Origin of the sequence: Paenarthrobacter sp. NPDC090517 (assembly GCF_044769165.1) — a bacterium.
In the GTDB taxonomy this organism is placed as follows: Bacteria; Actinomycetota; Actinomycetes; order Actinomycetales; family Micrococcaceae; genus Arthrobacter.
Genome location: NZ_JBIVXN010000002.1, coordinates 460,205 through 481,872 on the forward strand (window position 1 = coordinate 460,205; position 21,668 = coordinate 481,872).

20 protein-coding genes are annotated in these 21,668 nt (G+C 61.7%); 5 read left to right on the forward strand and 15 right to left on the reverse strand.

Going from position 1 to position 21,668, the window contains the following annotated elements; all coding sequences use genetic code 11:
• The first annotated feature begins 93 nt into the window (after window positions 1-93).
• Entirely contained in the window at window positions 94-1,050 is a 957-nt protein-coding gene (locus tag ACIQTW_RS10910; RefSeq protein WP_402936818.1) for a carbohydrate kinase, read from the forward strand.
• 12 nt (window positions 1,051-1,062) lie between these two features.
• On the opposite strand, the gene ACIQTW_RS10915 is transcribed toward ACIQTW_RS10910, so the two are convergent.
• From ACIQTW_RS10915 to ACIQTW_RS10945, 7 genes are all read right to left on the reverse strand, one after another.
• Window positions 1,063-1,842 carry an enoyl-CoA hydratase gene (locus ACIQTW_RS10915; RefSeq protein WP_402936819.1) on the reverse strand — a complete coding sequence of 260 codons (780 nt, stop codon included), beginning with the start codon at window positions 1,840-1,842 and terminating at the stop codon, window positions 1,063-1,065.
• A gap of 45 nt (window positions 1,843-1,887) precedes the next feature.
• On the reverse strand, window positions 1,888-2,829 hold the full coding sequence (mmsB, locus tag ACIQTW_RS10920; protein ID WP_402936820.1) for a 3-hydroxyisobutyrate dehydrogenase: 942 nt from the start codon (window positions 2,827-2,829) through the stop codon (window positions 1,888-1,890).
• Window positions 2,830-2,840: 11 nt separating this feature from the next.
• Window positions 2,841-3,902: an enoyl-CoA hydratase/isomerase family protein gene (locus tag ACIQTW_RS10925; protein ID WP_402936821.1), complete on the reverse strand. Its 1,062-nt coding sequence runs from the start codon at window positions 3,900-3,902 to the stop codon at window positions 2,841-2,843.
• Window positions 3,902-5,401 (reverse strand): CoA-acylating methylmalonate-semialdehyde dehydrogenase, encoded by a 1,500-nt coding sequence (locus tag ACIQTW_RS10930; protein WP_402936822.1) that lies wholly within the window; start codon window positions 5,399-5,401, stop codon window positions 3,902-3,904. The genes ACIQTW_RS10925 and ACIQTW_RS10930 overlap by 1 nt, the downstream gene beginning before the upstream one ends.
• A 121-nt stretch (window positions 5,402-5,522) precedes the next feature.
• The gene (locus ACIQTW_RS10935) at window positions 5,523-6,095 is read right to left on the reverse strand and encodes a hypothetical protein (RefSeq protein ID WP_402936823.1); all 573 of its coding nucleotides are present in this window, start codon (window positions 6,093-6,095) and stop codon (window positions 5,523-5,525) included.
• A gap of 43 nt (window positions 6,096-6,138) precedes the next feature.
• Window positions 6,139-7,545 (reverse strand): cryptochrome/photolyase family protein, encoded by a 1,407-nt coding sequence (locus tag ACIQTW_RS10940; protein ID WP_402936824.1) that lies wholly within the window; start codon window positions 7,543-7,545, stop codon window positions 6,139-6,141.
• A gap of 92 nt (window positions 7,546-7,637) precedes the next feature.
• A complete protein-coding gene (locus ACIQTW_RS10945; protein WP_178993452.1) occupies window positions 7,638-7,976 on the reverse strand; it encodes a hypothetical protein in 339 nt (112 codons plus the stop codon).
• 277 nt (window positions 7,977-8,253) lie between these two features.
• Between ACIQTW_RS10945 and ACIQTW_RS10950 the strand changes: the two genes are divergently transcribed.
• Window positions 8,254-10,407, forward strand: coding sequence for a glycogen debranching N-terminal domain-containing protein (locus ACIQTW_RS10950; protein WP_402936825.1), 2,154 nt, complete (start codon window positions 8,254-8,256; stop codon window positions 10,405-10,407).
• Window positions 10,408-10,410: 3 nt separating this feature from the next.
• On the opposite strand, the gene hxlA is transcribed toward ACIQTW_RS10950, so the two are convergent.
• Window positions 10,411-11,034: a 3-hexulose-6-phosphate synthase gene (gene hxlA / locus ACIQTW_RS10955; protein ID WP_402936826.1), complete on the reverse strand. Its 624-nt coding sequence runs from the start codon at window positions 11,032-11,034 to the stop codon at window positions 10,411-10,413.
• Window positions 11,035-11,111: 77 nt separating this feature from the next.
• Window positions 11,112-11,702 (reverse strand): 6-phospho-3-hexuloisomerase, encoded by a 591-nt coding sequence (gene hxlB / locus ACIQTW_RS10960; protein WP_402936827.1) that lies wholly within the window; start codon window positions 11,700-11,702, stop codon window positions 11,112-11,114.
• 152 nt (window positions 11,703-11,854) lie between these two features.
• Here hxlB and ACIQTW_RS10965 point away from each other — a divergent pair, with 152 nt between their 5' ends.
• The gene (locus ACIQTW_RS10965; protein ID WP_402936828.1) at window positions 11,855-13,129 is read left to right on the forward strand and encodes a LuxR C-terminal-related transcriptional regulator; all 1,275 of its coding nucleotides are present in this window, start codon (window positions 11,855-11,857) and stop codon (window positions 13,127-13,129) included.
• Between the two features lie 5 nt (window positions 13,130-13,134).
• Here the strand turns inward: ACIQTW_RS10965 and ACIQTW_RS10970 are convergent, their stop codons facing one another.
• Window positions 13,135-14,544 (reverse strand): ferredoxin reductase, encoded by a 1,410-nt coding sequence (locus tag ACIQTW_RS10970; protein ID WP_402936829.1) that lies wholly within the window; start codon window positions 14,542-14,544, stop codon window positions 13,135-13,137.
• Window positions 14,541-15,842: an SRPBCC family protein gene (locus tag ACIQTW_RS10975; protein WP_091464975.1), complete on the reverse strand. Its 1,302-nt coding sequence runs from the start codon at window positions 15,840-15,842 to the stop codon at window positions 14,541-14,543. The genes ACIQTW_RS10970 and ACIQTW_RS10975 overlap by 4 nt, the downstream gene beginning before the upstream one ends.
• 161 nt (window positions 15,843-16,003) lie before the next feature.
• Between ACIQTW_RS10975 and ACIQTW_RS10980 the strand changes: the two genes are divergently transcribed.
• The gene (locus ACIQTW_RS10980) at window positions 16,004-16,936 is read left to right on the forward strand and encodes a LysR family transcriptional regulator (protein WP_364307492.1); all 933 of its coding nucleotides are present in this window, start codon (window positions 16,004-16,006) and stop codon (window positions 16,934-16,936) included.
• Window positions 16,937-17,077: 141 nt separating this feature from the next.
• Here the strand turns inward: ACIQTW_RS10980 and ACIQTW_RS10985 are convergent, their stop codons facing one another.
• From ACIQTW_RS10985 to ACIQTW_RS11000, 4 genes are all read right to left on the reverse strand, one after another.
• Window positions 17,078-18,481 (reverse strand): MFS transporter, encoded by a 1,404-nt coding sequence (locus ACIQTW_RS10985; protein WP_402936830.1) that lies wholly within the window; start codon window positions 18,479-18,481, stop codon window positions 17,078-17,080.
• 133 nt (window positions 18,482-18,614) lie between these two features.
• Window positions 18,615-18,839, reverse strand: a complete 225-nt coding sequence (locus ACIQTW_RS10990; RefSeq protein ID WP_402936831.1) for a hypothetical protein — start codon at window positions 18,837-18,839, stop codon at window positions 18,615-18,617.
• Between the two features lie 5 nt (window positions 18,840-18,844).
• A complete protein-coding gene (gene pdxS / locus ACIQTW_RS10995) occupies window positions 18,845-19,759 on the reverse strand; it encodes a pyridoxal 5'-phosphate synthase lyase subunit PdxS (RefSeq protein ID WP_179016473.1) in 915 nt (304 codons plus the stop codon).
• Window positions 19,760-19,914: 155 nt separating this feature from the next.
• Window positions 19,915-20,595 (reverse strand): GntR family transcriptional regulator, encoded by a 681-nt coding sequence (locus ACIQTW_RS11000; RefSeq protein WP_402936832.1) that lies wholly within the window; start codon window positions 20,593-20,595, stop codon window positions 19,915-19,917.
• A gap of 119 nt (window positions 20,596-20,714) precedes the next feature.
• Here ACIQTW_RS11000 and purU point away from each other — a divergent pair, with 119 nt between their 5' ends.
• A complete protein-coding gene (gene purU / locus ACIQTW_RS11005; protein WP_402936833.1) occupies window positions 20,715-21,629 on the forward strand; it encodes a formyltetrahydrofolate deformylase in 915 nt (304 codons plus the stop codon).
• Window positions 21,630-21,668: the final 39 nt, after the last annotated feature.

The following is a 21,668-nucleotide window of genomic DNA, read 5'->3' on the forward strand; positions in this document are numbered from 1 at the left end:
TCGGCCCCCTATCTCCGTCCGCGGACCTGCCGACAGGTCCGCGGACGGACCCATACCTCCGCCGTATTACCGGTGACCAACGAAAGAACCGAGATGCACAACCTTCACCCGGAAGCCTCTGCCCCTAACCAGCTGGACGTTCTCGTCATCGGCGAAGCCCTGGTCGACATTGTGAATACCCGGGAAGGAACCATCAGCTACCCAGGCGGTTCCCCCGCGAATGTCGCCTACGGCCTTGGGCGCCTCGGGGTACGGACCGGGCTGCTCACAGCGATTGGTGAGGACGAACACGGAGCCGCGATCACCACCCACCTCCAAAGCGCAGGCGTCCAGCTACTAGCCGGGGCAAAGTCCCTTACCCGCACCGCCACCGCCACGGCTACCCTCGCAACGGACGGTTCGGCCAGCTACGAGTTCGACATCCTATGGGAACTTGCCCCTGTAGCACCGGCCATGATTCCGAAAATCGTCCATACCGGATCCATCGCCACATTCCTGGCCCCGGGAGCCACTACCGTGCGCACTCTCCTCGAACAATGCCACGACTCCTGCCTGATCACCTACGACCCCAACATCCGCCCGGCCCTCCTTGGGAGCCACGCCGAAGCAAAGAAGATCTTCGAGGACCTGCTCCCTCTTACTGACGTCGTCAAACTCAGCGACGAAGACGCTCATTGGCTGTATCCCACGTCCTCGCCGGACGACGTAGCATCCCGTCTGCTCAAACAGGGGGCCCGGCTGGCCGTTATCACCCGAGGCGCTGAAGGTGCTCTACTTGCCACGCCCGGGAAACGCCTCAACATCCCATCAGTGAAGACCACCGTTGCAGACACCATCGGCGCCGGTGACTCCTACATGTCCGCACTCATCGCCGAGCTGGTGACCAGAGCCGAACAGGCCTTTGCACCAACAGCCCTAGAGGTCGTCGGACAGACCGCAGCCGCGGCCGCAGCCATCACCGTCAGTCGGCCCGGCGCCAACCCTCCGACCTCCGACGAACTTCAAATACGGCTGGCCGGACTCAAACAGCAGCCACTCGCCGCCGTCTAGTCCATTCACCCCCTACCGGTGCTTGAACTCCGGTTGGCGCTTCTCGCTGAACGCGGCCATGCCTTCCTTCTGGTCCTCGGTGGCGAAGAGCGAGTGGAACACCCGGCGCTCAAACAGAACACCCTGTGCCAGGCCCATCTCGAAGGCTGCGTTCACGGCTTCCTTTGCCACCATCGCGGCGGGCTTGGATTTGGACGCAATGACTTCGGCAGCTTTGACTGCTTCGTCGATCACCTCGGCTGCAGGGACCACCCGTGAAACCAAACCGGAGCGTTCGGCTTCATCGGCGTCCATGAACCGGCCAGTCAGAACCATGTCCATGGCTTTGGCTTTGCCCACGGCCCGGGTCAACCGCTGAGAGCCACCCATTCCCGGGATCACGCCGAGGTTGATCTCGGGCTGGCCGAACTTGGCGTTGTCCCCAGCGATGATGAAGTCGGCCATCATGGCCAGTTCGCAGCCACCACCCAAGGCAAAACCGGACACGGCAGCAACAACCGGGATGCGCAGGCGTGTGAGGTCCTCCCAACGCCGGAACCAGTCCGCGGCATACATCTCCATATAGCTGTTGGAGGACATTTCCTTGATGTCAGCACCTGCAGCAAAGGCCTTGGCGGATCCCGTGATCACCACGGCGCCAACGTCGGGATCAGTGTCCATGGCCGTCACTGCGTCCACGAGTTCGTTCATGAGGGCGGTATTTAGCGCATTCAACGCCTCCGGCCGATTCAGCGTCACCAAGCCAACCCGTCCCCGGCGTTCCACCACGATGTTCTGGTACTGCTCAGTCATGCTCTCCCTCTCCACCATGCTCGTCATAAGTTCAGTTCCAACCTCTCACACGGACTTGTCGCGGATCTCCGTGATGATGCCCGAGAAGTCCCTTCCAGCACCTTCACCCGCGGCAAAGGCGTCGTAGATACGCGAGGCCAAAGGACCCATTTCCGCTGCGACGCCCGTGCTTTCCAACGCGTTCACGGCCAAGCGCAGGTCCTTGGCCATCAACGCACCGGCAAAGCCCGGCTGATAGTCGCGGTTAGCGGGGCTTGTGGGAACCGGGCCGGGAACGGGACAGTTCGTGGTCAGCGCCCAGCACTGGCCGGACGCGTTGGAGGCTACATCAAACAACGCCTGGTGCGTGAGCCCGAGCTTCTCGCCGAGCACGAATGCTTCGGCAACGGCAATCATGGACACCCCCAGGATCATGTTGTTGCAGACCTTGGCAGCTTGTCCTGCACCGTGATCGCCGCAGTGGACGATCCTCTTACCCATGAGCTCCAAAATGGGCTTCACGGTCTCAAAGTCCTCCGGCAAAGCGCCCACCATGAAGGTCAAGGTGCCTGCTTCGGCCCCCACCACACCACCCGAGACAGGGGCGTCCACTGAACGGTGACCGGCTTCCAACGCGATTACAGCGGCCTCGCGGGCTTCATCAACGTTGATGGTGGAACAGTCCAGGAACAAAGTGTTCGGCTTCGCAACAGAAAGCAGCCCAGGGCCGTCAACACCACGGTAGGCCTCCAACACATGCTTACCGCTGGGCAGCATTGTCAACACCACGGCCGCTTCCGCAGCAGCCTCATGAGCCGTCGATGCCATCGGAATTCCGTGAGCCCGGGCTGCCTCAACGGCCGCCGGAACGGGATCGTAGCCAATCACATCGTGCCCGGCTTTGATCAGGTTGGCCGCCATGGGACCCCCCATATGGCCCAGGCCAAGGAAAGCGATGAGTCCCGTTGCCGGGGCTTGGATATCTGGCACGGCTGCGTTCTCTGTCATGCTCGTCTCCTTCAAATCGACTGGACTGGACTGGCTGAAAGCCCCAGCTCCCGCTCGCCGAGCGAGGCAAAGTAGCCCTCGACGTCGGACTCCCGGACTTCGGCGAGAGTCGGCGGCTTCCACTGCGGGTTGCGGTCCTTGTCCACCACCTGCGCGCGGATGCCCTCCCGAAAATCGGGTCCGGCCAGGCAGCGGAGCCCTACCCGATATTCCTGATCCAGCGCCTCCTCCAAAGAGAGCCCCCGGACCCGCCGCAGCGACTCAAGCGCCACCTTTACCGACGTCGGCGATTTGGCTTCAATCGTGCCTGCGGCAGCGGCTGCCTCGCCGCCCAAAGCGCGCAGGTTCCGGACGATTTCTTCGGCATCCTCATGGGCGTAAGCAGCATCGATCCACTCCCGCTCCGCCGCCAACGCTGACTCCGGCGCGGCTTGGGCAAAGCGCTCGACGGCGGCCTCCGCCGTCGAGCTTTCCAACGCTTCCGCCAGCGCGGGCAGCTCGGACGACGGCACGAAATAATCCGCAAGGCCCAGGAACAGTGCGTCCGCGCCGGACAAATGCGCCCCGGTCAACGCGGCATGCGTTCCTGCCTCCCCAGGCGAGCGTGAAAGCAGAAGGGTCCCGCCGACGTCGGGCACGAATCCAATGGTGGTTTCCGGCATGCCGGTGCGCGTCCGCTCGGTGACCACGCGAACCGAGCCATGCGCGGAGATGCCCACGCCGCCACCCAGGACGAGCCCGTCCATGAATGCGACGTACGGTTTGGGGTAGTGCGCGATAAGCGCGTTGAGCTGGTATTCGTCAGCCCAGAACCCGGCTGTCGCGGTGCCACCGTGCAGCATGTCCTTGTAGATGGCCACAATGTCGCCGCCGGCGCACAGCCCGCGGTCGCCCGCGCCGTGTACCAGGACGGTGGCAACGGAGTCGTCGTCAGCCCAAGCGGTCAACTGCCGGAGCATGGCTTTCACCATTCCATCGTTCAGCGCATTGACTGCCTTCGGGCGGTTGAGGGTCACGATGCCGAGGTGGCCGCGACGCTCAAAGAGAACGTCTTCTGTTTCCAAGCCCCCCATCAGCTGCCTGCCGGCATGATGAAGCTGGCACCTTGGCGAATGCCGGAAGGCCACCGCGACGTCACGGTTTTGGTCTTGGTGTAGAAGCGGAAGGCATCGGCGCCATGCTGGTTGAGGTCGCCGAAACCGGACGCCTTCCAGCCGCCGAATGTGTAGTATGCGATCGGCACCGGAATCGGCACGTTGATGCCCACCATGCCTACCTCTACCCGGCTGGCAAAGTCACGGGCGGAGTCGCCGTCGCGGGTGAAAATGGCGACGCCGTTGCCGAACTCGTGTTCGCTGCAGAGCCTCAGCGCTTCGTCGTAGTCAGCCGCGCGCAGCACGCTGAGGACAGGACCGAAGATCTCTTCCTTGTAGATCTTCATGTCCTTAGTGACGTTGTCGAAGAGCGTTGGGCCCACCCAGAACCCGCCGTCGTAGCCGTCCACGGTGAGGCCTCGACCATCGGTGACCAGTGTTGCGCCTTCGTCCACGCCCGATTGGATGTAGCCTTCGATCCGCTCTTTGGCAGAAGCAGCCACCACAGGACCGAAGTCCGAATCCTTGTCCAGACTGTGGCCTACCTTCAGGTCCTTCACACGCTCGGTCAGCTTGGCCACCAATGCGTCTGCGGTTTCCTGGCCAACAGGCACGGCAACAGAGATTGCCATGCATCGTTCGCCTGCGGATCCGTACCCGGCACCAATCAGGGCGTCGGCGGCCATGTCCAAATCGGCGTCGGGCATGATCACCATGTGGTTCTTCGCACCGCCGAAGCATTGGGCGCGCTTGCCGTGCGCAGCTGCCGTGGCATAGATGTACTGGGCAATGGGTGTGGATCCCACAAATCCGATGGCCTTCACCCGCGGATCTTCGAGCAGCGCATCCACGGCTTCCTTGTCGCCGTTGATCACGTTGAAGACGCCGTTCGGCACACCGGCTTCGCTATACAGCTCAGCAAGGCGCAGCGGAACAGAGGGGTCCCGCTCGGAGGGCTTGAGAATGAAGGCGTTGCCGGCGGCGAGCGCCGGTCCGGACTTCCACAACGGGATCATGGCAGGGAAGTTGAAGGGCGTAATGCCCGCGACGACACCCAGTGGCTGGCGCAGCGAATGGACGTCGATCCCTTGGCCGGCGTTGTCCGAGAACTCACCCTTGAGCAGATGCGGTGCCCCGGCGGAGAACTCAACTACCTCTATGCCGCGCTGGATGTCCCCCTTGGCGTCGGCGAAGGTCTTGCCGTGTTCGGAGGAAAGGAGCTTTGCGAGTTCATCCATGTTCTGGTTGACCAGGTCCACGAACTTGAGCAGGATGCGTCCCCGGCGTTGCGGGTTCATTGCCGCCCATTCGAGCTGACCCTTTTCGGCATTTGCGACGGCGTTGCGGACCTCGTCCGCGCTGGCCAGCGGAAGCCGGGCCTGGACTTCGCCCGTGCAGGGATCGTAGACATCACTGAACCGACCGGACGTGCCTTCGATCCTCTGGCCGTCTATGTAGTGGGAAAGCTCGCGCACCATGGTGGAATGCTCCTTTGCATCGTGAATGACTGCCGTGCCGCCGGGTGCTGGGACCCTTGCGGAACACGTGACCAACTGTGATCCAGGTCATCTCTGAATCCGAATATACTCGGACTTCCTACTAATTTCCAGAGGGGTATTTTTCTGCCTCGGGACCACCGCCCACCTCGTCCGCCCGGGCAGGCCAATGGCCGGTCACCTTGTGGAAATCGATGGCCGTCATGAGGGTTGCCACGTTGAAACTGCGGATATTCAGGCGAAGTTTCGCTCCATTGACCGACTTGACCGTTAGGATCGGCTGCCCTTTCATCACCTGCACCTGGTAGTGCGCAATGTCGCTGTAGGGAACTACATGCTCCTTGCCGAGCACGGTACGGAAGGCAACGTCATGGGCGCGCGGGGCCACGTACCAATTGCGGTACATCAGCACGAAAGCAAGGCCGGCCAGGAAGATGGCAACCGCGGTGATTCGGGCACCCAGAGGAGAAGGAGCATAGGCGAACGAGACCAGCATCATGAGGAGGCCGAGTCCAAGGAAAAGCCAGCCAATCAACGGCACCACTTTAGGCAGGCGCAGCCGTTCCGGATACTCCTTGGACCGGTTGGGGTGCTTCCGGGCCCACCAAGTACCCACTGCGAGGAGCCCTGCGACGAGTGCCCCGATGACGATTTTTAGGATGAGCTCGGTTGACATGCCCCCAAGCCTATAGTCGGCCCAGCTGAACCGCGGGGAGCCCTTAGTGGACCTCCCTCATCTCCTTGTACGCTTCCAGCGCTTCCGCCCGTGTTGTCTTCAGGTCCACGATTTCCTCCGGGTATTCGGGTGTTCCGAACTCGGGAATCCAGTGGGCAATGTACTTCCCCTGGGGATCGAACTTCACACGCTGAGCCTCCGGATTGAAGATCCTGAAGAACGGCGAAGCATCCGCCCCGGAGCCTGCTACCCATTGCCAGTTGGCTGGATTCGACGCCGGATCGGCATCCACCAAGGTGTCCCAGAACCATTGCTCCCCCAACTGCCAATGAATGCCGAGGTTTTTGACCAGGAAACTCGCGGCAACCATACGGACACGGTTGTGCATCCAGCCCGTATGCCAAAGCTGCCGTTGCCCCGCGTCCACCATGGGAAAGCCGGTGCGACCCTGCTGCCAGGCGAGGAATTCCTCCGGCGCTGACTCGTGGCCGGGGTGCCCGCCGTTGCTGTTACTGCCGCCGTTACGCGTAACTCCCGGCCACGCCCACGGAAAGCGATCAAACTCCGGGCGAAGGTTGGCCGTTGCGAGCCCTGGATTGTGGAAGTACTGGTGCCAGCAGAACTCGCGCCAGCCCAATTCGGAAGCATAGATGGAGGCGCTTTCCGATCGCTTGGAGCCCAGGGCATGCCACACCTCAAACGGGCTTAGCTCACCCCAGCGCAAGTACGGCGACAGGCAACTGCTCCCATCCGTATCCGGCCGGTTACGGCCCTCGCTGTAATTGGAAAGACCTTCCGCCACGAACTTGGCCAGCCGCTTGTGCCCTGCGGCAGCGCCTGGCGTCCACATTTCGGCCAGTCCGCCGGACCAGTCCGGTGTGGTGGGAACCAGTTGCCACGATTCCAATTGGTCATGGGCCGGCAGTTTGCCGGTGAATCCGTGGCCCGCTTCCGGGACGGCCAACGGCTCGCGGAAGTCCTGCGCAGAAACGGTCCGCCAGAAAGGGGTAAAGACCTTGTATTGCCCGCCGGTCTTGGTGGTCACTTCCCACGGCTCATGGAGCAAGGAAGCCTGAAAGCTCGAGACATGCAGTCCAGCCTCGCCCGCCCAAGCCTTGATGCCGGCGTCGACCGTTCGCTCAGCGGAACCGTACCGCCGGTTCCAATACAGCCCGCCGGCACCAATCGCCGTCGTGAACTTTTGAACGACGTCAGCTGCTGGTCCACGAAGGAGCAGCAGGGGAACACCAAGCTTGTCCAGATCCTCACGGAGGGCGGTCAGCGAGTAATGGAGCCACCAGCGCGCGGCGCCTCCGTGGGGGCGGATTCCCGGCGATTCTTCGTCAAGAACGTAGAGGGCAACGGCCGCGCCGTCGTCGACGGCGGCACGCAAGGCCGGGTTATCGGCGACCCTCAGATCGTCGCGAAACCAAACGATGGACGGTTTCATTAGAGCCTTTCAGCGAGAACCTCCGGAAACAGGAACAGCCCATGCCCCCTAAGAATCCTAGGGGCATGGGCTGAACGCTTGCTGGAATGGGATCAGGCGATGGATGCCACTGCTTGTTGGCGAATTTCGGAAACCGGGATGTCGGTGGCGGTTTCGCTCCACATGGGAACACTGTTAACTACGTAGTCCCGCGCAGCTGCACCTACCATGCTCATGCCGGGGTAAATTCGCTGGCCACTGACCTTGATGGGTTTCAGTCCCTGGAGTTCAAGGGCTGTTTTGAAAGCGGAGTCGGGGATGGGGATTTTGCGTCCGAGAACGCACCAGCTGATGTACAGGCCGTAGAAAGTGTCAAAGTCCAAGCCGTTCTCAGTGTCGTCCTCAAACACCACACAGTCGCGAATAAAGCTGCCAATTTGGGTGTCGGTCATTACGGGGCCTCCGGCGTCGGAAGAAATGCGGGCCGCCGGGCTGCATCAGCGAATGTCCTATCCCTCACTATAGACCCGTTCTGGTTGCCCGGACGAGGAAAACAGATTAACTCTGGGTTGCGGACGGGTTTGCCCTCGGCATATGCGCCGGGCATGGCCGGGCTCTGGTGTGCGCACCCACTCCGGCGTACCGTCATTTACATCCATGCAGAAGGCCGCCCGCTGAGCGGCCGCTAGGGCTCAAGCGATCCGCAAGCTCACTGGTAAGGAGCATCAAGTGGCTGGATGGAATGCAGACACCGCAGCGGGGCCACTGGGCTCCGGAACGGTCACCTTGGTGGAGGGCTCGTCCTTCTGCATTTCCTCTGCCAATGGGGACATCCACCCCGAACTTCCCCATGGCGTCTTCCATTTGGACACCCGGATACTCTCCCGTTGGGAGCTGACCGTCAACGGGCAGATGATCGAACCCCTGGCAGCTGAAACCCGGGAACCTTACCGTGCCCTGTTCGCAGGCCGGGTACCGCGTTCGGACGGGTACGCGGACAGCCCGCTGCTGGTGGAACGGCTGCGGGAAGTCGGGGCGGGAATCCTGGAAGAAATTACAGTCCGGAACTACTCCAAGCGGCCTGCAGAGTGCCGGATCCTGCTGACTGCCGAATCGGATTTCGCTGACCTCTTTGAAGTGAAGGAAGCTCGAATAACCAGGGAATGGACGGAAACCCGCATTCCGGAGGGCGACACCTTGGAGATCCGCGGAAAGTGGGAGGGAATCCGGAAGAGTGTGGCGATCCGGGCCGAGGGCGCCGGCGCAGGGGCTCGAGCATTGGGCTTCACGGCCAAGATTCCGCCTTCCGGGAGCTGGAGCACCCGCGTGAGCGTCGTCCCCACCCTTGACGGTGCAGGGACGCCCTTCGCCCATCCGGCCCGCGGCGAGTTGTCTCCCAGCGATCGTCGCCGGGAAGAATGGGTGGCCAAGATCCCCCGCCTGCAGGTTGGGAACCGCTCCATCGAACGCACCCTGAGGCGCAGCTACGAGGACTTGGGCGCGTTGCGGATCCAGGACCCGGACCATCCGGACAGGGTGGTTGTTGCCGCCGGGGCACCCTGGTTCATGACGTTGTTTGGCCGCGATTCCTTGTGGGCGTCAGAGATGGCACTTCCCGTTGACCCGTCACTGGCATTGGGAACCCTCCGCACGCTGGCTGACCGTCAGGGAACGGTAGTGGACACCAACAGCGAGGAAGAACCGGGCAAGATCCTGCATGAAGTTCGGCTGGACGTGTCCAGCGGCTTGGCCCTGGGCGGCAAGTCCGCGTACTTCGGCAGCGTGGACGCCACTCCCCTGTTTGTTATCGTCTTGGGTTCCGTCAGCCGGTGGGGCTTCGCCAAGGACGTGATTGCGGAGCTCCTCCCCAATGCGGATCGCGCGCTCGAGTGGATCAGGGACTATGGCGACCGGGACGGCGACGGCTTTGTGGAATATGGGCGTCCCAACGAGCACGGCCTCATCAACCAGGGCTGGAAGGACTCCTGGGACGGCATCAACTTTGCCGACGGCACCATTGCCGAGCCGCCACTGGCACTGTGCGAGGTCCAGGCGTACGTGCATGGCGCCTATATGGCGCGCGCCTGGATGGCTTACGACGACGGCGACCTCACCTTGGCAGCCGAGCTTCGGGAACGCGCGGATCGCCTCAAAAAGAAGTTCAACGAGGAGTTTTGGCTCCCGGACGAGGGCTATTACGCGGTGGCCTTGGACAAGGACAAGCGACCCGTGGATGCGTGTGCTTCAAACATGGGTCACTGCCTGTGGTTTGGGTTGGTGGATGAGGATAAGGCACCCCTCGTGGCCGAACGGCTGATGTCCACGGAAATGTTCAGCGGCTGGGGCGTCCGGACACTGGCCAGTGACATGGGCGCCTACAACCCGGCCAGCTACCACAATGGGTCGGTCTGGCCGCATGACAACGCACTGATAGCGGCAGGACTGCTCCGCTATGGCTATGTGGAGGAAGCGCAGCGCATTGCCACTGCCCTCCTCGAAGCTGCCGAGTTTTCGGGCGGCAGGCTCCCCGAACTGTTCTGCGGTTTTGACCGCGGACAGTTCAGGGAACCAGTGCCGTATCCGACTGCCTGCTCCCCACAGGCATGGGCTGCCACCACTCCCATCCAGCTAATCACCGGGCTCATGCGCTACGACGCCCACATTTCGTTGGGCGGCGTCTGGCTGGATCCCGTAATGCCGGAATCATACGGTGACCTGCACATCAGCAATGCCCCCATGGGGAGCGGGCGCATCACCATTGATGTCACCGGCTCTACATCCCAGGTTCAGGGACTTCCGGAGGGCCTGACACTCCACCGTGCGCAACGGCCCTGGATCACTGAGCTTGTGGAAAAGGCCGAGCTGCGGCGGACAGAACCCTAGGAACTACTGAATTGCTGCCTTGAGTTCCTTTGCAGCCAGTTCCGGATCAGCTGCACTGTAGATTGCGCTGCCAGCGACCGCGACGTCGGCACCGGCCAGCTGCACGGCTCCGATAGTAGATGCGTTCACTCCACCTGCCACAGAGAACGGTACGCGGGCCTCCTCGCCGGCGTTCAACAGTCCACGCAGGTCGTAACCGGGCTGGGCCTGCTCATCGAGTCCAGCGTGGAACTCGACGAACTTTGCGCCCAAGGCGCGGGCTTCCTTAGCGCGGGAAACCTTGTCAGCTACGCCGATCAGGTCCACCACGATGCCCTTGTTGTGGGACTGTGCCGCCTTGACTGCACCGGCAATGGTGGAGTCGTCCGCCGTTCCGAGGACGGACACCAGGTCGGCGCCTGCCTTGAAGGCGATGTCGGCTTCAAGCTCGCCTGCATCCATGGTCTTCATGTCCGCGAACACGATCTTGGTGGGGTGGGCTTCCTTGATTGCCGTGACGGCTGAGAGACCCTCGGCCTTGATCAGCGGGGTGCCCAGCTCGATGATGTCAACGTGCTCGGCTACTTTGCCGGCGAGTTCCAGGGCGTCTTCGATGGTGAGGAGGTCGAGCGCAACTTGCAGTTTCATGGTGTTTTTTCCTTCTTTGGAATGGTTGGTGAATCGGGTGGTTATGAGGGTGGTGCGGGAAACTCAGGGTGTTTGGTCTACTCCAGATTGGCGTGACGCAACCAGAGCTGCTCCGCGGGTTCGTCAGTGGCGCCCCAGAGAGAATGGAAAACCGCCTCGGTCACCAGGAAGAGCGACTGTTCGAACAGGCTGCCGGAGTACTGCTGCGAAACATCTGAGCCGTGGTCCGTCTTCTGGGCCGCCGGGATAACCACCACTGCCTGGGCAAGACCAGCCAACGGGGAAGATGGGTTCGTGGTGATTGCAGCAACCTGGGCTCCCGCCGAGAGCGCTGTTTGAGCCGCTTTGACTACCCCTGAAGTAGTACCCGAACCGGAAGCGACAATCAGCAGATCCCCTGCATTGATGGCGGGTGTTGTGGTGTCACCCGCAACGTGTACGGTTTTTCCGAGGTGCATGAGGCGCATGGCTGCCATCCGTAAGACCAAGCCGCTCCGACCGGCTCCGGCGAGGAAGACGCGTTCAGCACCACTGATCTCTTCGGCAAGGCGGGACACTTGTCCGTAGTCAATGCCGGAGGCTGTGTGTCCCATCTCGCCCAAGATCAGGGATACGTTACTGGCTACGTCGTCACTGGTGGTCGTTGCTGTTTCTGCGGTGAGGTTCATGTTCACTCCTTTTGCAGGTGGGTGTGCCTATTCCCTCAAGGGGCCTACAACAATTGTTCCGGCTAGTTCAGGTAGGGGTAACGCCAAAAATGGACAGTAATAACCACCCGTTCGGGTAGGCAGGTGAATGCAAGTCCTTTAGGCTTAGTGGCATGCCACAGCCCACTGAGTTCCACTGGCCCCTTCTGGATGCGGTCGCGTCCATCGCTAAAGCGCCCTTGATGGGCATTGCCGACGAGCTTCGCGTGGCCACCCTTCCCTTCCTCACATCGAGCGCCCTGGTCATCTTCACTGAGGACTGCACGGGCCGCCCACAGAAGAAGGCCGGTGCCGAGGACATCGTCAGCAGGGTCTCCATCCCGGAACTGGAACGCTTGCGTGCCTTAGTGGACGGGGAAGGACCGTGGCGGGGGTCCGCCATGATTGGCGGGCAGCAGCGGGACGTCCTCGCATTCCGCTACGCACCAAGCAACGCCCTGTTGGTCCTCACCGATCCGGTGCCCACTGCCGTCGATGCGGACAGTGGATCCTTCCGGATGGTGACCTACCTTTGGAAGCTTGCAGCGGCGCGGATCCAAGAGAAAGTGAGCGACGCGCCGCCGTCGTATCTTCTGGAGTCGCGGGCCGCATCGGCGGAACGTGTCCGCGTCACCGGCGAGCTGGTGGACCAGCACTCAACAACCCTGGAAACTGTGCTCGCGGCGTTACGTTCAAACTCCTTGGACGATCGTGCGGCCCGTACGGTCGTGACCGATCTAACCGCCAAGGCCCTGGTTGGCCTCCGGACCCTCAGTGACCGCACCAGCAACCTTGTGGAAGAGCCTGTCGCCAAGGCGTTCGAGAGGCTTCGGGAAGACCTCAGGCCACTCATGCACTTCAGCAACATCGACATCCAGTTCATCGAACCGCCCGCAAACGGAAGGGCACTGCCCGGCGAGGTGGCCCACGCCGCCAGGGCTGTGGTTCGAGGATTGGTCCTGGCTATCGCCGAGCAGTCTGATGTTCATCGGGTCCGGACGCAATGGGACTGCGATGGCGAGAACCTGCTGATCAATGTCAGGGATGACGGCGGCGGGGAGCTTTCCCCTGAAGGTCCCACGCTTGAACGGTTGCTTCAACGTGTGCAGGCCGTGGACGGGACCATGAACGTGGACGTCATGCAGGGATGGGGCGCCGATATCTCCGTGGTCCTGCCGTTGGATCCGCCGTCGACTCCCGCTGGGGACGTAGCAGAATGGGGGCTGGCCGGAAGGGAACTTGAAGTTCTTCAGTTGCTGGCTGCCGGCCAGCGTAATCGTTCGATTGCCGCTGACCTTGGTATCAGCGAAAATACTGTGAAGTTTCACCTCCGGAACCTTTTCCGGAAGCTTGACGTCCGGTCCCGCACTGAGGCCATTGCGTTGGCCCACAGTGCGGGACTTAGGTAGTCGTACTACGCGTCAATCACCATATCGGTCTGCGCGGTGGAGCAGCAGGGCAGGAACTTGCCCGCATCGATTTCACGGGCGCGGATGCCACCTTGGTGGTTCATCTCCACTTCTCCTGAAAGCTTGACCACCTTGCAGGAACCGCACATGCCCTCTTTGCAGTTCGCGCCAATCCTGACCCCGGCACGCTGGGCAGGACCCAGGATGTGCTCGGTGGGGTCGATGCGCACATTGATGCCCGTTCGCATGAAGGACAGGGTGAGGCTTCCCGTTCCTACTGTTTCGAAGCTCGATGCATCAGGCGCATCGGCTTTCGCCCCCGCATCCGAACCGTCTTCGGATCCTTCGGCCGCATCTGGGTCGACAGTTTCCAGCGGCAGCCCCGAAGCCTTCAGGGGCCCCTCGGCGTCATAGCCGGGCTCGTAGAGCCCGAACGCTGTGGGCTGGCTTTCGTAGTAGTCCTCAGCGGAGTCAGCAATTTCCTCAGCGATTTCCTCGGCAATGTCCACCGCAAGCGCGAGCTCTGCCTGGTACTCAAGGATCGTCTGCCGATCTCCCGTGAAGAATTCCATGTGGATGGAAGTATCGTCCACGCCCACGTTGCCCAAAAGCTCGGTGGCAGTGTTCAAGTAGCCTTCGGGCCCACATGCATATACCTGCCGGCCGTTGGCGTCGGGGGCAACCTCCTCCAGCATTGCCGCCGTCAGCCTTCCACTAAGGCCTTCCCAGCCGTCGGGTTTGCTGCGGTCGCCTAAGGAGTAGAAGACCTTGATGCGCGAGTCAACGGACGCGATGTAGGCCAGCTCCTTGTTGAAGGCAAAGCCTCCGGCCTCTGCCCCGTGATAAAGCACCACCACATCGGCTTGTCCGGGCAGGGAGTGAATGGTCCGCACCATGGACATGATGGGAGTGATGCCTGCACCGGCGGCCAGCAGGAGATACCGGGCCCGACGATCGGCGTCGGGCAGGTGGAATGCCCCGACCGGTCCGAGCATTTCCAGGACGGTGCCGGGTTTGATGTTCTCGTGCACCCACGGTGAAACCAAGCCCGTGGCATCGCGCTTGACTGTGATGTCGAAAGTCCACGGCTTGGTGGGAGCGCTGGACAGCGAGTAGCTGCGGTCCACCGGATCCTCGTCCTCGCCGTTCACCGGGAAAGCAACATTAACGTACTGGCCTGCACGGAACGCCAAGGGTGCGCCATCGGTGCGACGGAACACGAAGGTCATCATGCCGCCCACTTCGGGAACAATCTCGACGCATTCGGCCATGAACTCCTGCGGATGCCAAGGACCCAACGCACGTGCCGCGCTGGCGGGTCCCTCGGTGCTGCCCATGACCCTGTTCCACGGCATCTCAAGACCGCGAATGCGATGTGGCTCCTGGACTAACGTCTCAGTGAGGAGTTCCGTCATGCCAAGTGCTCCTGGACGCGCTGCACGTACCAGTTGATGAATGCCTCCACCTGGTATTCGCTCTTCATGTACGGGCCGGGCTCGTAGGCGGGGCTGCCGGCGCCCGTCTGGCACAGCTCCACAAAGGCCTTGTCCTGCAGATTGGTCTGCTTCCAGGTGTAGGTGAGCTTCTCCAGGTCGTAGTCGACGCCTTCCACGGCGTCGTCGGCTACCAGCCACGTGGTGCGAACCAGGGACTGGTGTTCGTTGATGGGGAAGACCCCGAACGTGATGACGTGGTCGCTCTGGAAGTGGAACCAGCTGTTGGGCTGAAGGTGCATCGAGCAGCGGCCAAGCCGGAAGTCACGCAAATCGCCGAGCAGCTTCTTGGAGAGCCTGCGCCCATCGGGCGAGAAAGATTCGCCGTCGCCATCCAGCGATTCACGTGAAATGCGGATTCCAGCAATGCGGGTGTCGAGCTCTTCCACCACCTCGTAGGGAAGGCCATAGCGGCGGCAGCGCTCCTCGAGCGATGCCTGTGCTTCCTTGTTGCGGTCCCATACCTCTTCAAGGTGGGCCGGAATCAGGCCCTCCGTCAGGCCCCAGGTGGGGAAGAGGGAACAAGCGAGCTCCGGGTGGCCGTCGCAGTGGTAGCACTCACGGTTGTTCTCCATGACGAGCTTCCAGTTGCCCTCTTCAACGATGTTCTGCTGGTAGGCGATTTTCGTCTTGGAGAGATCGTGGGGCGCGAGGTAGGGCTCGAAGATCTTGGAGGTCTCGTCAAAGTCGGTGGGCGGCTCGTCCGCAATGCAGACGAAGATCAGCCCGGCAACTACGCGGCTGTGGGCGCGCTTGAGGCCGAAGCAGCCCTTGTCGAACTTCGTCTCCCCCGGCGCGGAGGCGTGGATCAGGTTGCCTTCCGGGGAGTAGGTCCAGGAGTGGTAGCCGCAGACCAGGTTGCCTGTTGATCCGGCCGGCTCGGTCAGGACGCGGGCGCCGCGGTGGCGGCAGACGTTGTGCAGGACGTTCACGCCGCCGTCGTCATTGCGCAGCACGATCAGGGAGTAGGGACCATAGTCGACGGTGACGTAGTCGCCCGGCTCCGGCAGTTCGGCGATGCTGGCTGCGAAGATCCAGTGCTGGCCAAAAATGGCTTCCATATCGATCTTGAAGATCGTGGCATCGGTGTAGAAAGGCGCATCGAGGGAATATCCCTTGCGCCGGAACTCGAACAGTTCGCTGATCTCCGCCAGCTGCTCTGCAGGCAAAGATGAAGCGAGTTTTCCGCGTGAGTTGAGGGGCAAGACTGGAGCAGACATGTATTTCCTCCCGGGAGGCGTGGGGTAAATGTGTGTTTCGTGGGACCACGGCTGCGTGGGGTGCGAGCGGCGTTGTCGAAATCCTTATAGTCATGAGATTAGGGATCATTGATCCGCAACAAAAGCGCAAGATTCAGAAGATAACCGTGCACAATAGGTGCATGATTGATGCGAGGCTCATCACACTTAGAGTTTTTGCCCGTTGCGGCACCATCGGTGCCACCGCGGAGCTCACCGGATATTCTCCCTCCGCCGTCTCCGCGCAGCTGCGGGAGCTCCAGCGGATGCTCGGCATGCAGTTGCTGACCAAGGACGGCCGGGGTGTGCGGCTGACCGCCACGGGCCGCTTTCTGGTAGCTGGTTCGGACACGCTGATCGCCGAATGGGAGCGCCTGCGTGCAGCGGCCATGGAGGCCGGCGACCAGGTACAGTCCCGTTTCGGTCTCGGCGGATTCTCGACGGCGGCGGCCCAGTTGCTGGCTCCGCTGGCCGCTACTTTGCGCACCACGCGCCCACTGCTGGAGGTGCAGGTACTCGAGGCGAATCCGGCCCGCTGCTTCGACCTGTTGGTCGCCGAGCGAATCGATCTTGCGGTCATCGTTGCCATGCAGTCCGACACCTATGTTGAGGACGATCCGCGCTTCGAACAGACGGTGCTGCTCGACGACCCCCTGGACGTGATCATTCCGGCTGATCATCCGTTGGCGTCGCGGGAAACGGTCACGCTGGAAGAGCTCGCGTCCGAACCGTGGATCACCGAATCCGCCGGGTCCACCTATCACGCCCTCTTCACAGCGGCGTTCACGGCCGTGGGGGTAACACCGCGCATTGCCCATGAGGCCGTGGAGTGGGAAACCCAAATCGCGTTTGTGGGCGCTGGACTGGGCGTGGGCCTGCTGCCGCGACTGGCGCCGCTGCATAATGCCGAGAACGTGGTCCGACTCCGCATTACCGGCAAGGGAAAGCCTGCGCGACGCATCGTGGCAGCGGTGCGCAGGGGCAGCATCGCATCGCCCCTGATCCAGGAGTCGCTGGGCATCCTCCAGGAGAGTGCCCACCGAATCCTCACGGCCCGCCCTGAAGACGACCGCTGAGGGACGCCCGGGCACGCCTTATGCGCCCGCCACCACACGGACTGTGCGGTGGCAGGCGCATAAGGGCCGTTAATACGTATAAGAATGTCCGACGGCGCCACTCACCAGGTCTTGGACGGGCGGCTTAGTGGGCGCCTGCCATTAGACGGATGCGATGTCCACCTGGTTCTCCTTGGCTGCTGCCGGGTTTGTTTCTTTGCCGCCGGCGGCTGCCGCCAACGACATTCCCTTGGTCTCTTCGGCCATCAAGACGCAGATCAGCCATCCGAGCGCGGTGAGTCCCGCGGCTGCGAGCATGGTGGGCCCAATGCCCCAATCCCGCAGGGCGAAGGGGATCACGAAGGTGCCTATGGCAGCGCCGATCCGGCTTGCACCGGTGGTGATGCCGATGGCACTTGCCCGCACTTCGGTGGGAAAGAGTTCGCTGGGGTAAGCCCATTCGAGGATGTTGGGACCTCCCGAGAAGAAGGCGTACATGCAGAAGCATGCAATGATGACCGCCACAGGCGCTCCGGGGGCGAATCCGAGGACGAAGAGCGGGAGTGCCATGAGGGCGAAGCTCCAAATGATGAGCGGCCGGCGTCCCACTGTCTCGACCAAACGAAGGGCGGGAAGGCACCCCAGCAGGAAGACCGCGTTGATGATCACAGAGCCAAGGTTGGCCAGATTTCCTTCACCCAGCCCGAACGAACTGAGGATGACCGGCCCGAAAGTGAAAATTGCGAACAGCGGTGTCACTTGAAGAATGTAGAAAGCGCTGCAAAAGAACAGTCGCTTGGGGTATGGACGGCGCAGCAACAAGGAGAAGTCAACTTTTCCCTTGGCCGCTGTCCGGGCGGGAGACTGCGCTTCGGCGGCAAACACGGCAGCCGCGTCCACCTGGTCGCCCAGTCCCACACGCAGTGCATCCTCAGCTTCCTTCCGCCGGCCATTGTTCAGCAGCCAGCGGGGTGATTCAGGAATTCCGTGCCGCATGGCCAGAACAGCAATGCCCAACACGGCAGAGCTACCCAACATCCACCGCCAGCTTTCAGGGCCGAAGACCTCGGACATGATGAACCCAACCAGGGAAGCCAGCGCAGCGCCGGCGAACCAGCCCGTGATCAACATGCCAAGCATCTTCCCCCGCCGCTTCTGGGGCAGCCATTCCGCCAATAATGCGCTGGCGATTGGATAGTCAGCCCCGATTGCGAGTCCCACAATGAAGCGAAGGATGATCAGTTGGGTCGCATCCTGGACCACGAACTGAAGGGCGGACGCTATCACCAGCGCCCACAAATCAATGGTGTACATCAAGCGCCGGCCGATTTTGTCGGTCAACGGCCCAAGGAACAGGGCGCCGAAAAAGATACCCACCAGGGCCGAAGCGCCGATGAGGCTGACTTCGAGCTCATTGGCGCCAAATTGCGCCGTCAGCCCCACCATCGCAATGCCAATGATGCTCAGCATGTATCCGTCGAGGAGCGGGCCGCCCATGCAGCCGACTACCAGTTTGCGATGAAAGGGAGAAAAACGTGCTGAATCCAGAGTGGAGCTAAGTCCCATGGTTCTCCTTGGCCTGCTTCCCGCGACGCTGCGGGAAGCGCGAATATATTAGAAGTGCGATGACTAATATACGAGAACGTAGTGGCGTGCTTCACACCCCGTCAGTTTGTTACATCCGAGGCGTCGTGGCTGCTCAGGCCCATATCTGGTAGCCCGTCGACTTATCGAACAGCCGCCTGGTGGAAAGGCCTTCCGCCGCAATCCACAGCACCGAGTCGTCGTCGGAAGCCTGCTCCACCACGCCGGTAAGAACATGGGACCCCATCAACCACACCTCCACCGTGTGGCCGGTCAGCTGAGCCCAGTCCTTCCGCAGGCCGCGGCCGTGAACGGTTTTGACGATAGCAAGATCCGTCATGCCCTTTACCAGCCGCGTTCTGCGAGGCGGTGCGGCTGGGGGATATCGTCGACGTTGATGCCCACCATGGCTTCGCCGAGGCCACGGGAGACCTTGGCGATGACGTCGGGGTCGTCATAGTAAGCGGTTGCGTTGACGACGGCGGCGGCACGTTCTGCCGGGTTTCCGGACTTGAAGATCCCGGAACCAACGAACACGCCGTCGGCGCCGAGCTGCATCATCATTGCAGCGTCAGCCGGGGTGGCGATGCCACCGGCGGTGAACAGGACTACGGGGAGCTTGCCGGTGGCGGCAACTTCCTTGACCAGTTCGTACGGGGCCTGCAGTTCCTTGGCCGCAACATAGAGCTCGTCCTCGGGAAGGGCTGCGAGCTTTGCGATCTCGGAACGGATCTTGCGCATGTGCCCGGTGGCGTTGGAAACATCGCCGGTGCCGGCTTCGCCCTTGGAACGGATCATCGCCGCGCCCTCGTTGATGCGGCGCAAGGCCTCACCGAGGTTGGTGGCACCACAAACGAAGGGAACGGTGAAGTTCCACTTGTCGATGTGGTTGATGTAGTCGGCCGGGGTCAGGACCTCGGACTCGTCGATGTAGTCAACACCGAGGGACTGCAGGACCTGGGCTTCGACGAAGTGGCCGATGCGGGCCTTGGCCATGACCGGGATGGACACGGCAGCGATGATCGCATCGATCATGTCCGGGTCCGACATGCGGGACACGCCGCCCTGGGCGCGGATATCGGCCGGGACACGCTCGAGCGCCATGACAGCCACGGCACCGGCATCCTCGGCGATGCGGGCCTGCTCGACGTTAACGACGTCCATGATGACGCCGCCCTTGAGCATCTCCGCCATGCCCCGCTTGACGCGACTGCCTCCAGTCAAGGGGATGTGTTCAAAAAGGTGGGGTCTTGTCGTCACGTGATACTCCAAGGGCTGAAGGCTGTGATTGCATCACAAGCGCCCGGATTCAGCGGAGTGTAGGAGAAAACGCGTGATATCCGGGTGATATATTAGTGGGAGTCTTCAGTATGCAAGCACCGAAGCCCGGAGTCAACAGTGGGATCGGCGCCAACCTAGGCTGCGAAAAGCGCCTGCCGCACAGCGTGCTCAAAGCCGCTGACATGGACGCGGGCCAATTCGGCAGCCCGATCCTCATCACCGTCAATGACGGCCCTCAGCAGGTCAAGGTGCTCGCGCACATGATGCTCAAGATCAGGCAGCCGATCCAAGACCATGCACCAGATGCGGGTAGCCAAATTGTCATAGCGAATCAGGATGTCTTCGAGGTGCGGGTTCGCAGCCGCCGCGTAGATGCCCTGGTGAACGCTGGCGTCCAGTCGCAGGGTTTCAACCACCGATGCCGCGCTGACGTCAAAGTCCTCCACTGCGCGCATGACTTCGCGGAGATGTTCTTTAGTGGCAGCCGAAGCGACCCGTGCAGCCCTCGCGGCAGCCAAGGGTTCCAGCTGCGCCCGGATCTCCGAGATAAAGGCCAGGTCAGTTACTTCGACGCGGGTGGCAAACGTCCCCCGCCTGGGATAAGTGATGACAAGCCGATCCAACTCCAGGCGCTTCAATGCTTCACGGACCGGCGTCCGGCCAATCTCCAAGTCACGGGCGAGTTGGTCATCATTGAGGAGGTCGCCAGGTTTGATGTCCAGCATCAACAAGCGATCCCGGAGGCGTTCGTACGCGACGTCAGCCAAGGATTTCTTCGTGGCCTCGCCAGTGACTGCCAGAGTTCCAAAAGCCACAGCGCTCTCCCTTTCTTCACAAGCAAAAAATCTATTGACCTGCCCTGAACACCAGTATACGCTGAATCCAATCCTAATATATCAGTACAGGACCCAGGAATATATCTTAAGGAGGAGACATGACCCTCGTGGCGACAGACTCACCGGTAAGCACCCTACCGAAGCCAGAAACGCTCAAAGAAGAGCAAGCACAGAAGTTCGTACTCACATTGTCGTGCGTCGAACGCGCCGGGATTGTTCAGGCAGTCACAACCTTCCTTTTCGAGCGCGGTTTCAACATCGAAGAGCACCAGCAGTTCGACGACGGACTCCGCCAGACACTGCACCTGCGGACCGCTTTCTCCGGCCCGCTGTCCTACTCTCCGGAGCGGCTCGAAGAGGAATTCAGTGCGATTGCTGACCGCTTCGAGATGAAGTTCAGCTTCCACGACCAAACCAAGAAACGCGTCCTGGTAATGGTGTCCAAGTTCGGGCACTGCCTCAATGACCTCATCTTCCGCTGGCGGGGCGGCAGCCTCGGCGGTGACCTCGTGGTGGTTGCTTCCAACCATGAGACCCACCGCGCCATGGCTGAAGCCGCTGGCCTGCCCTTTGTCTACATTCCCGTAACCCCGGAGACCAAGGCAGACGCTGAGCAGCGCCTCCTGGACCTGGTGGAAGAGTACAACGTAGACCTCGTAGTGCTGGCGCGGTACATGCAGGTACTTTCGGACGACCTGTGCCGCGCCCTCGAAGGACGCGCCATCAACATCCACCACTCCTTCCTGCCGGGATTCAAGGGTGCCCGCCCCTACCACCAGGCCTATGACCGCGGCGTGAAGCTGGTGGGTGCCACTGCCCACTACGTCACCGCTGACTTGGACGAGGGACCGATCATCGAGCAGGAAGTCATCCGCGTCGATCACAGCTACGGTCCCACCACACTCTCAACCGTCGGCCAGGACGCCGAAGCCCTGGCCTTGTCCCGCGCTGTCAGGTGGCACTGCGAACACCGCGTGCTGCTGGATCAGACCAGCACAGTGGTTTTCCGCTAAACCAAGCACCAGAACACCAGCAGACTCACCCCTATTAAC

What these genes read in the sequence shown, in the direction of transcription:
- ACIQTW_RS10965 (WP_402936828.1), top strand. Translation starts at nt 11,855, where the DNA reads ATGCCACAGCCCACTGAGTTCCACTGGCCCCTTCTGGATGCGGTCGCG.
- purU (WP_402936833.1), top strand. Translation starts at nt 20,715, where the DNA reads ATGACCCTCGTGGCGACAGACTCACCGGTAAGCACCCTACCGAAGCCA.
- ACIQTW_RS10910 (WP_402936818.1), top strand. Translation starts at nt 94, where the DNA reads ATGCACAACCTTCACCCGGAAGCCTCTGCCCCTAACCAGCTGGACGTT.
- ACIQTW_RS10980 (WP_364307492.1), top strand. Translation starts at nt 16,004, where the DNA reads ATGATTGATGCGAGGCTCATCACACTTAGAGTTTTTGCCCGTTGCGGC.
- ACIQTW_RS10975 (WP_091464975.1), bottom strand. Translation starts at nt 15,842, where the DNA reads ATGTCTGCTCCAGTCTTGCCCCTCAACTCACGCGGAAAACTCGCTTCA.
- ACIQTW_RS10935 (WP_402936823.1), bottom strand. Translation starts at nt 6,095, where the DNA reads ATGTCAACCGAGCTCATCCTAAAAATCGTCATCGGGGCACTCGTCGCA.
- ACIQTW_RS10925 (WP_402936821.1), bottom strand. Translation starts at nt 3,902, where the DNA reads ATGGGGGGCTTGGAAACAGAAGACGTTCTCTTTGAGCGTCGCGGCCAC.
- hxlB (WP_402936827.1), bottom strand. Translation starts at nt 11,702, where the DNA reads ATGAACCTCACCGCAGAAACAGCAACGACCACCAGTGACGACGTAGCC.
- hxlA (WP_402936826.1), bottom strand. Translation starts at nt 11,034, where the DNA reads ATGAAACTGCAAGTTGCGCTCGACCTCCTCACCATCGAAGACGCCCTG.
- mmsB (WP_402936820.1), bottom strand. Translation starts at nt 2,829, where the DNA reads ATGACAGAGAACGCAGCCGTGCCAGATATCCAAGCCCCGGCAACGGGA.
- ACIQTW_RS10990 (WP_402936831.1), bottom strand. Translation starts at nt 18,839, where the DNA reads ATGACGGATCTTGCTATCGTCAAAACCGTTCACGGCCGCGGCCTGCGG.
- ACIQTW_RS10930 (WP_402936822.1), bottom strand. Translation starts at nt 5,401, where the DNA reads ATGGTGCGCGAGCTTTCCCACTACATAGACGGCCAGAGGATCGAAGGC.
- ACIQTW_RS10945 (WP_178993452.1), bottom strand. Translation starts at nt 7,976, where the DNA reads ATGACCGACACCCAAATTGGCAGCTTTATTCGCGACTGTGTGGTGTTT.
- ACIQTW_RS10940 (WP_402936824.1), bottom strand. Translation starts at nt 7,545, where the DNA reads ATGAAACCGTCCATCGTTTGGTTTCGCGACGATCTGAGGGTCGCCGAT.
- ACIQTW_RS10915 (WP_402936819.1), bottom strand. Translation starts at nt 1,842, where the DNA reads ATGACTGAGCAGTACCAGAACATCGTGGTGGAACGCCGGGGACGGGTT.
- ACIQTW_RS10970 (WP_402936829.1), bottom strand. Translation starts at nt 14,544, where the DNA reads ATGACGGAACTCCTCACTGAGACGTTAGTCCAGGAGCCACATCGCATT.
- ACIQTW_RS10985 (WP_402936830.1), bottom strand. Translation starts at nt 18,481, where the DNA reads ATGGGACTTAGCTCCACTCTGGATTCAGCACGTTTTTCTCCCTTTCAT.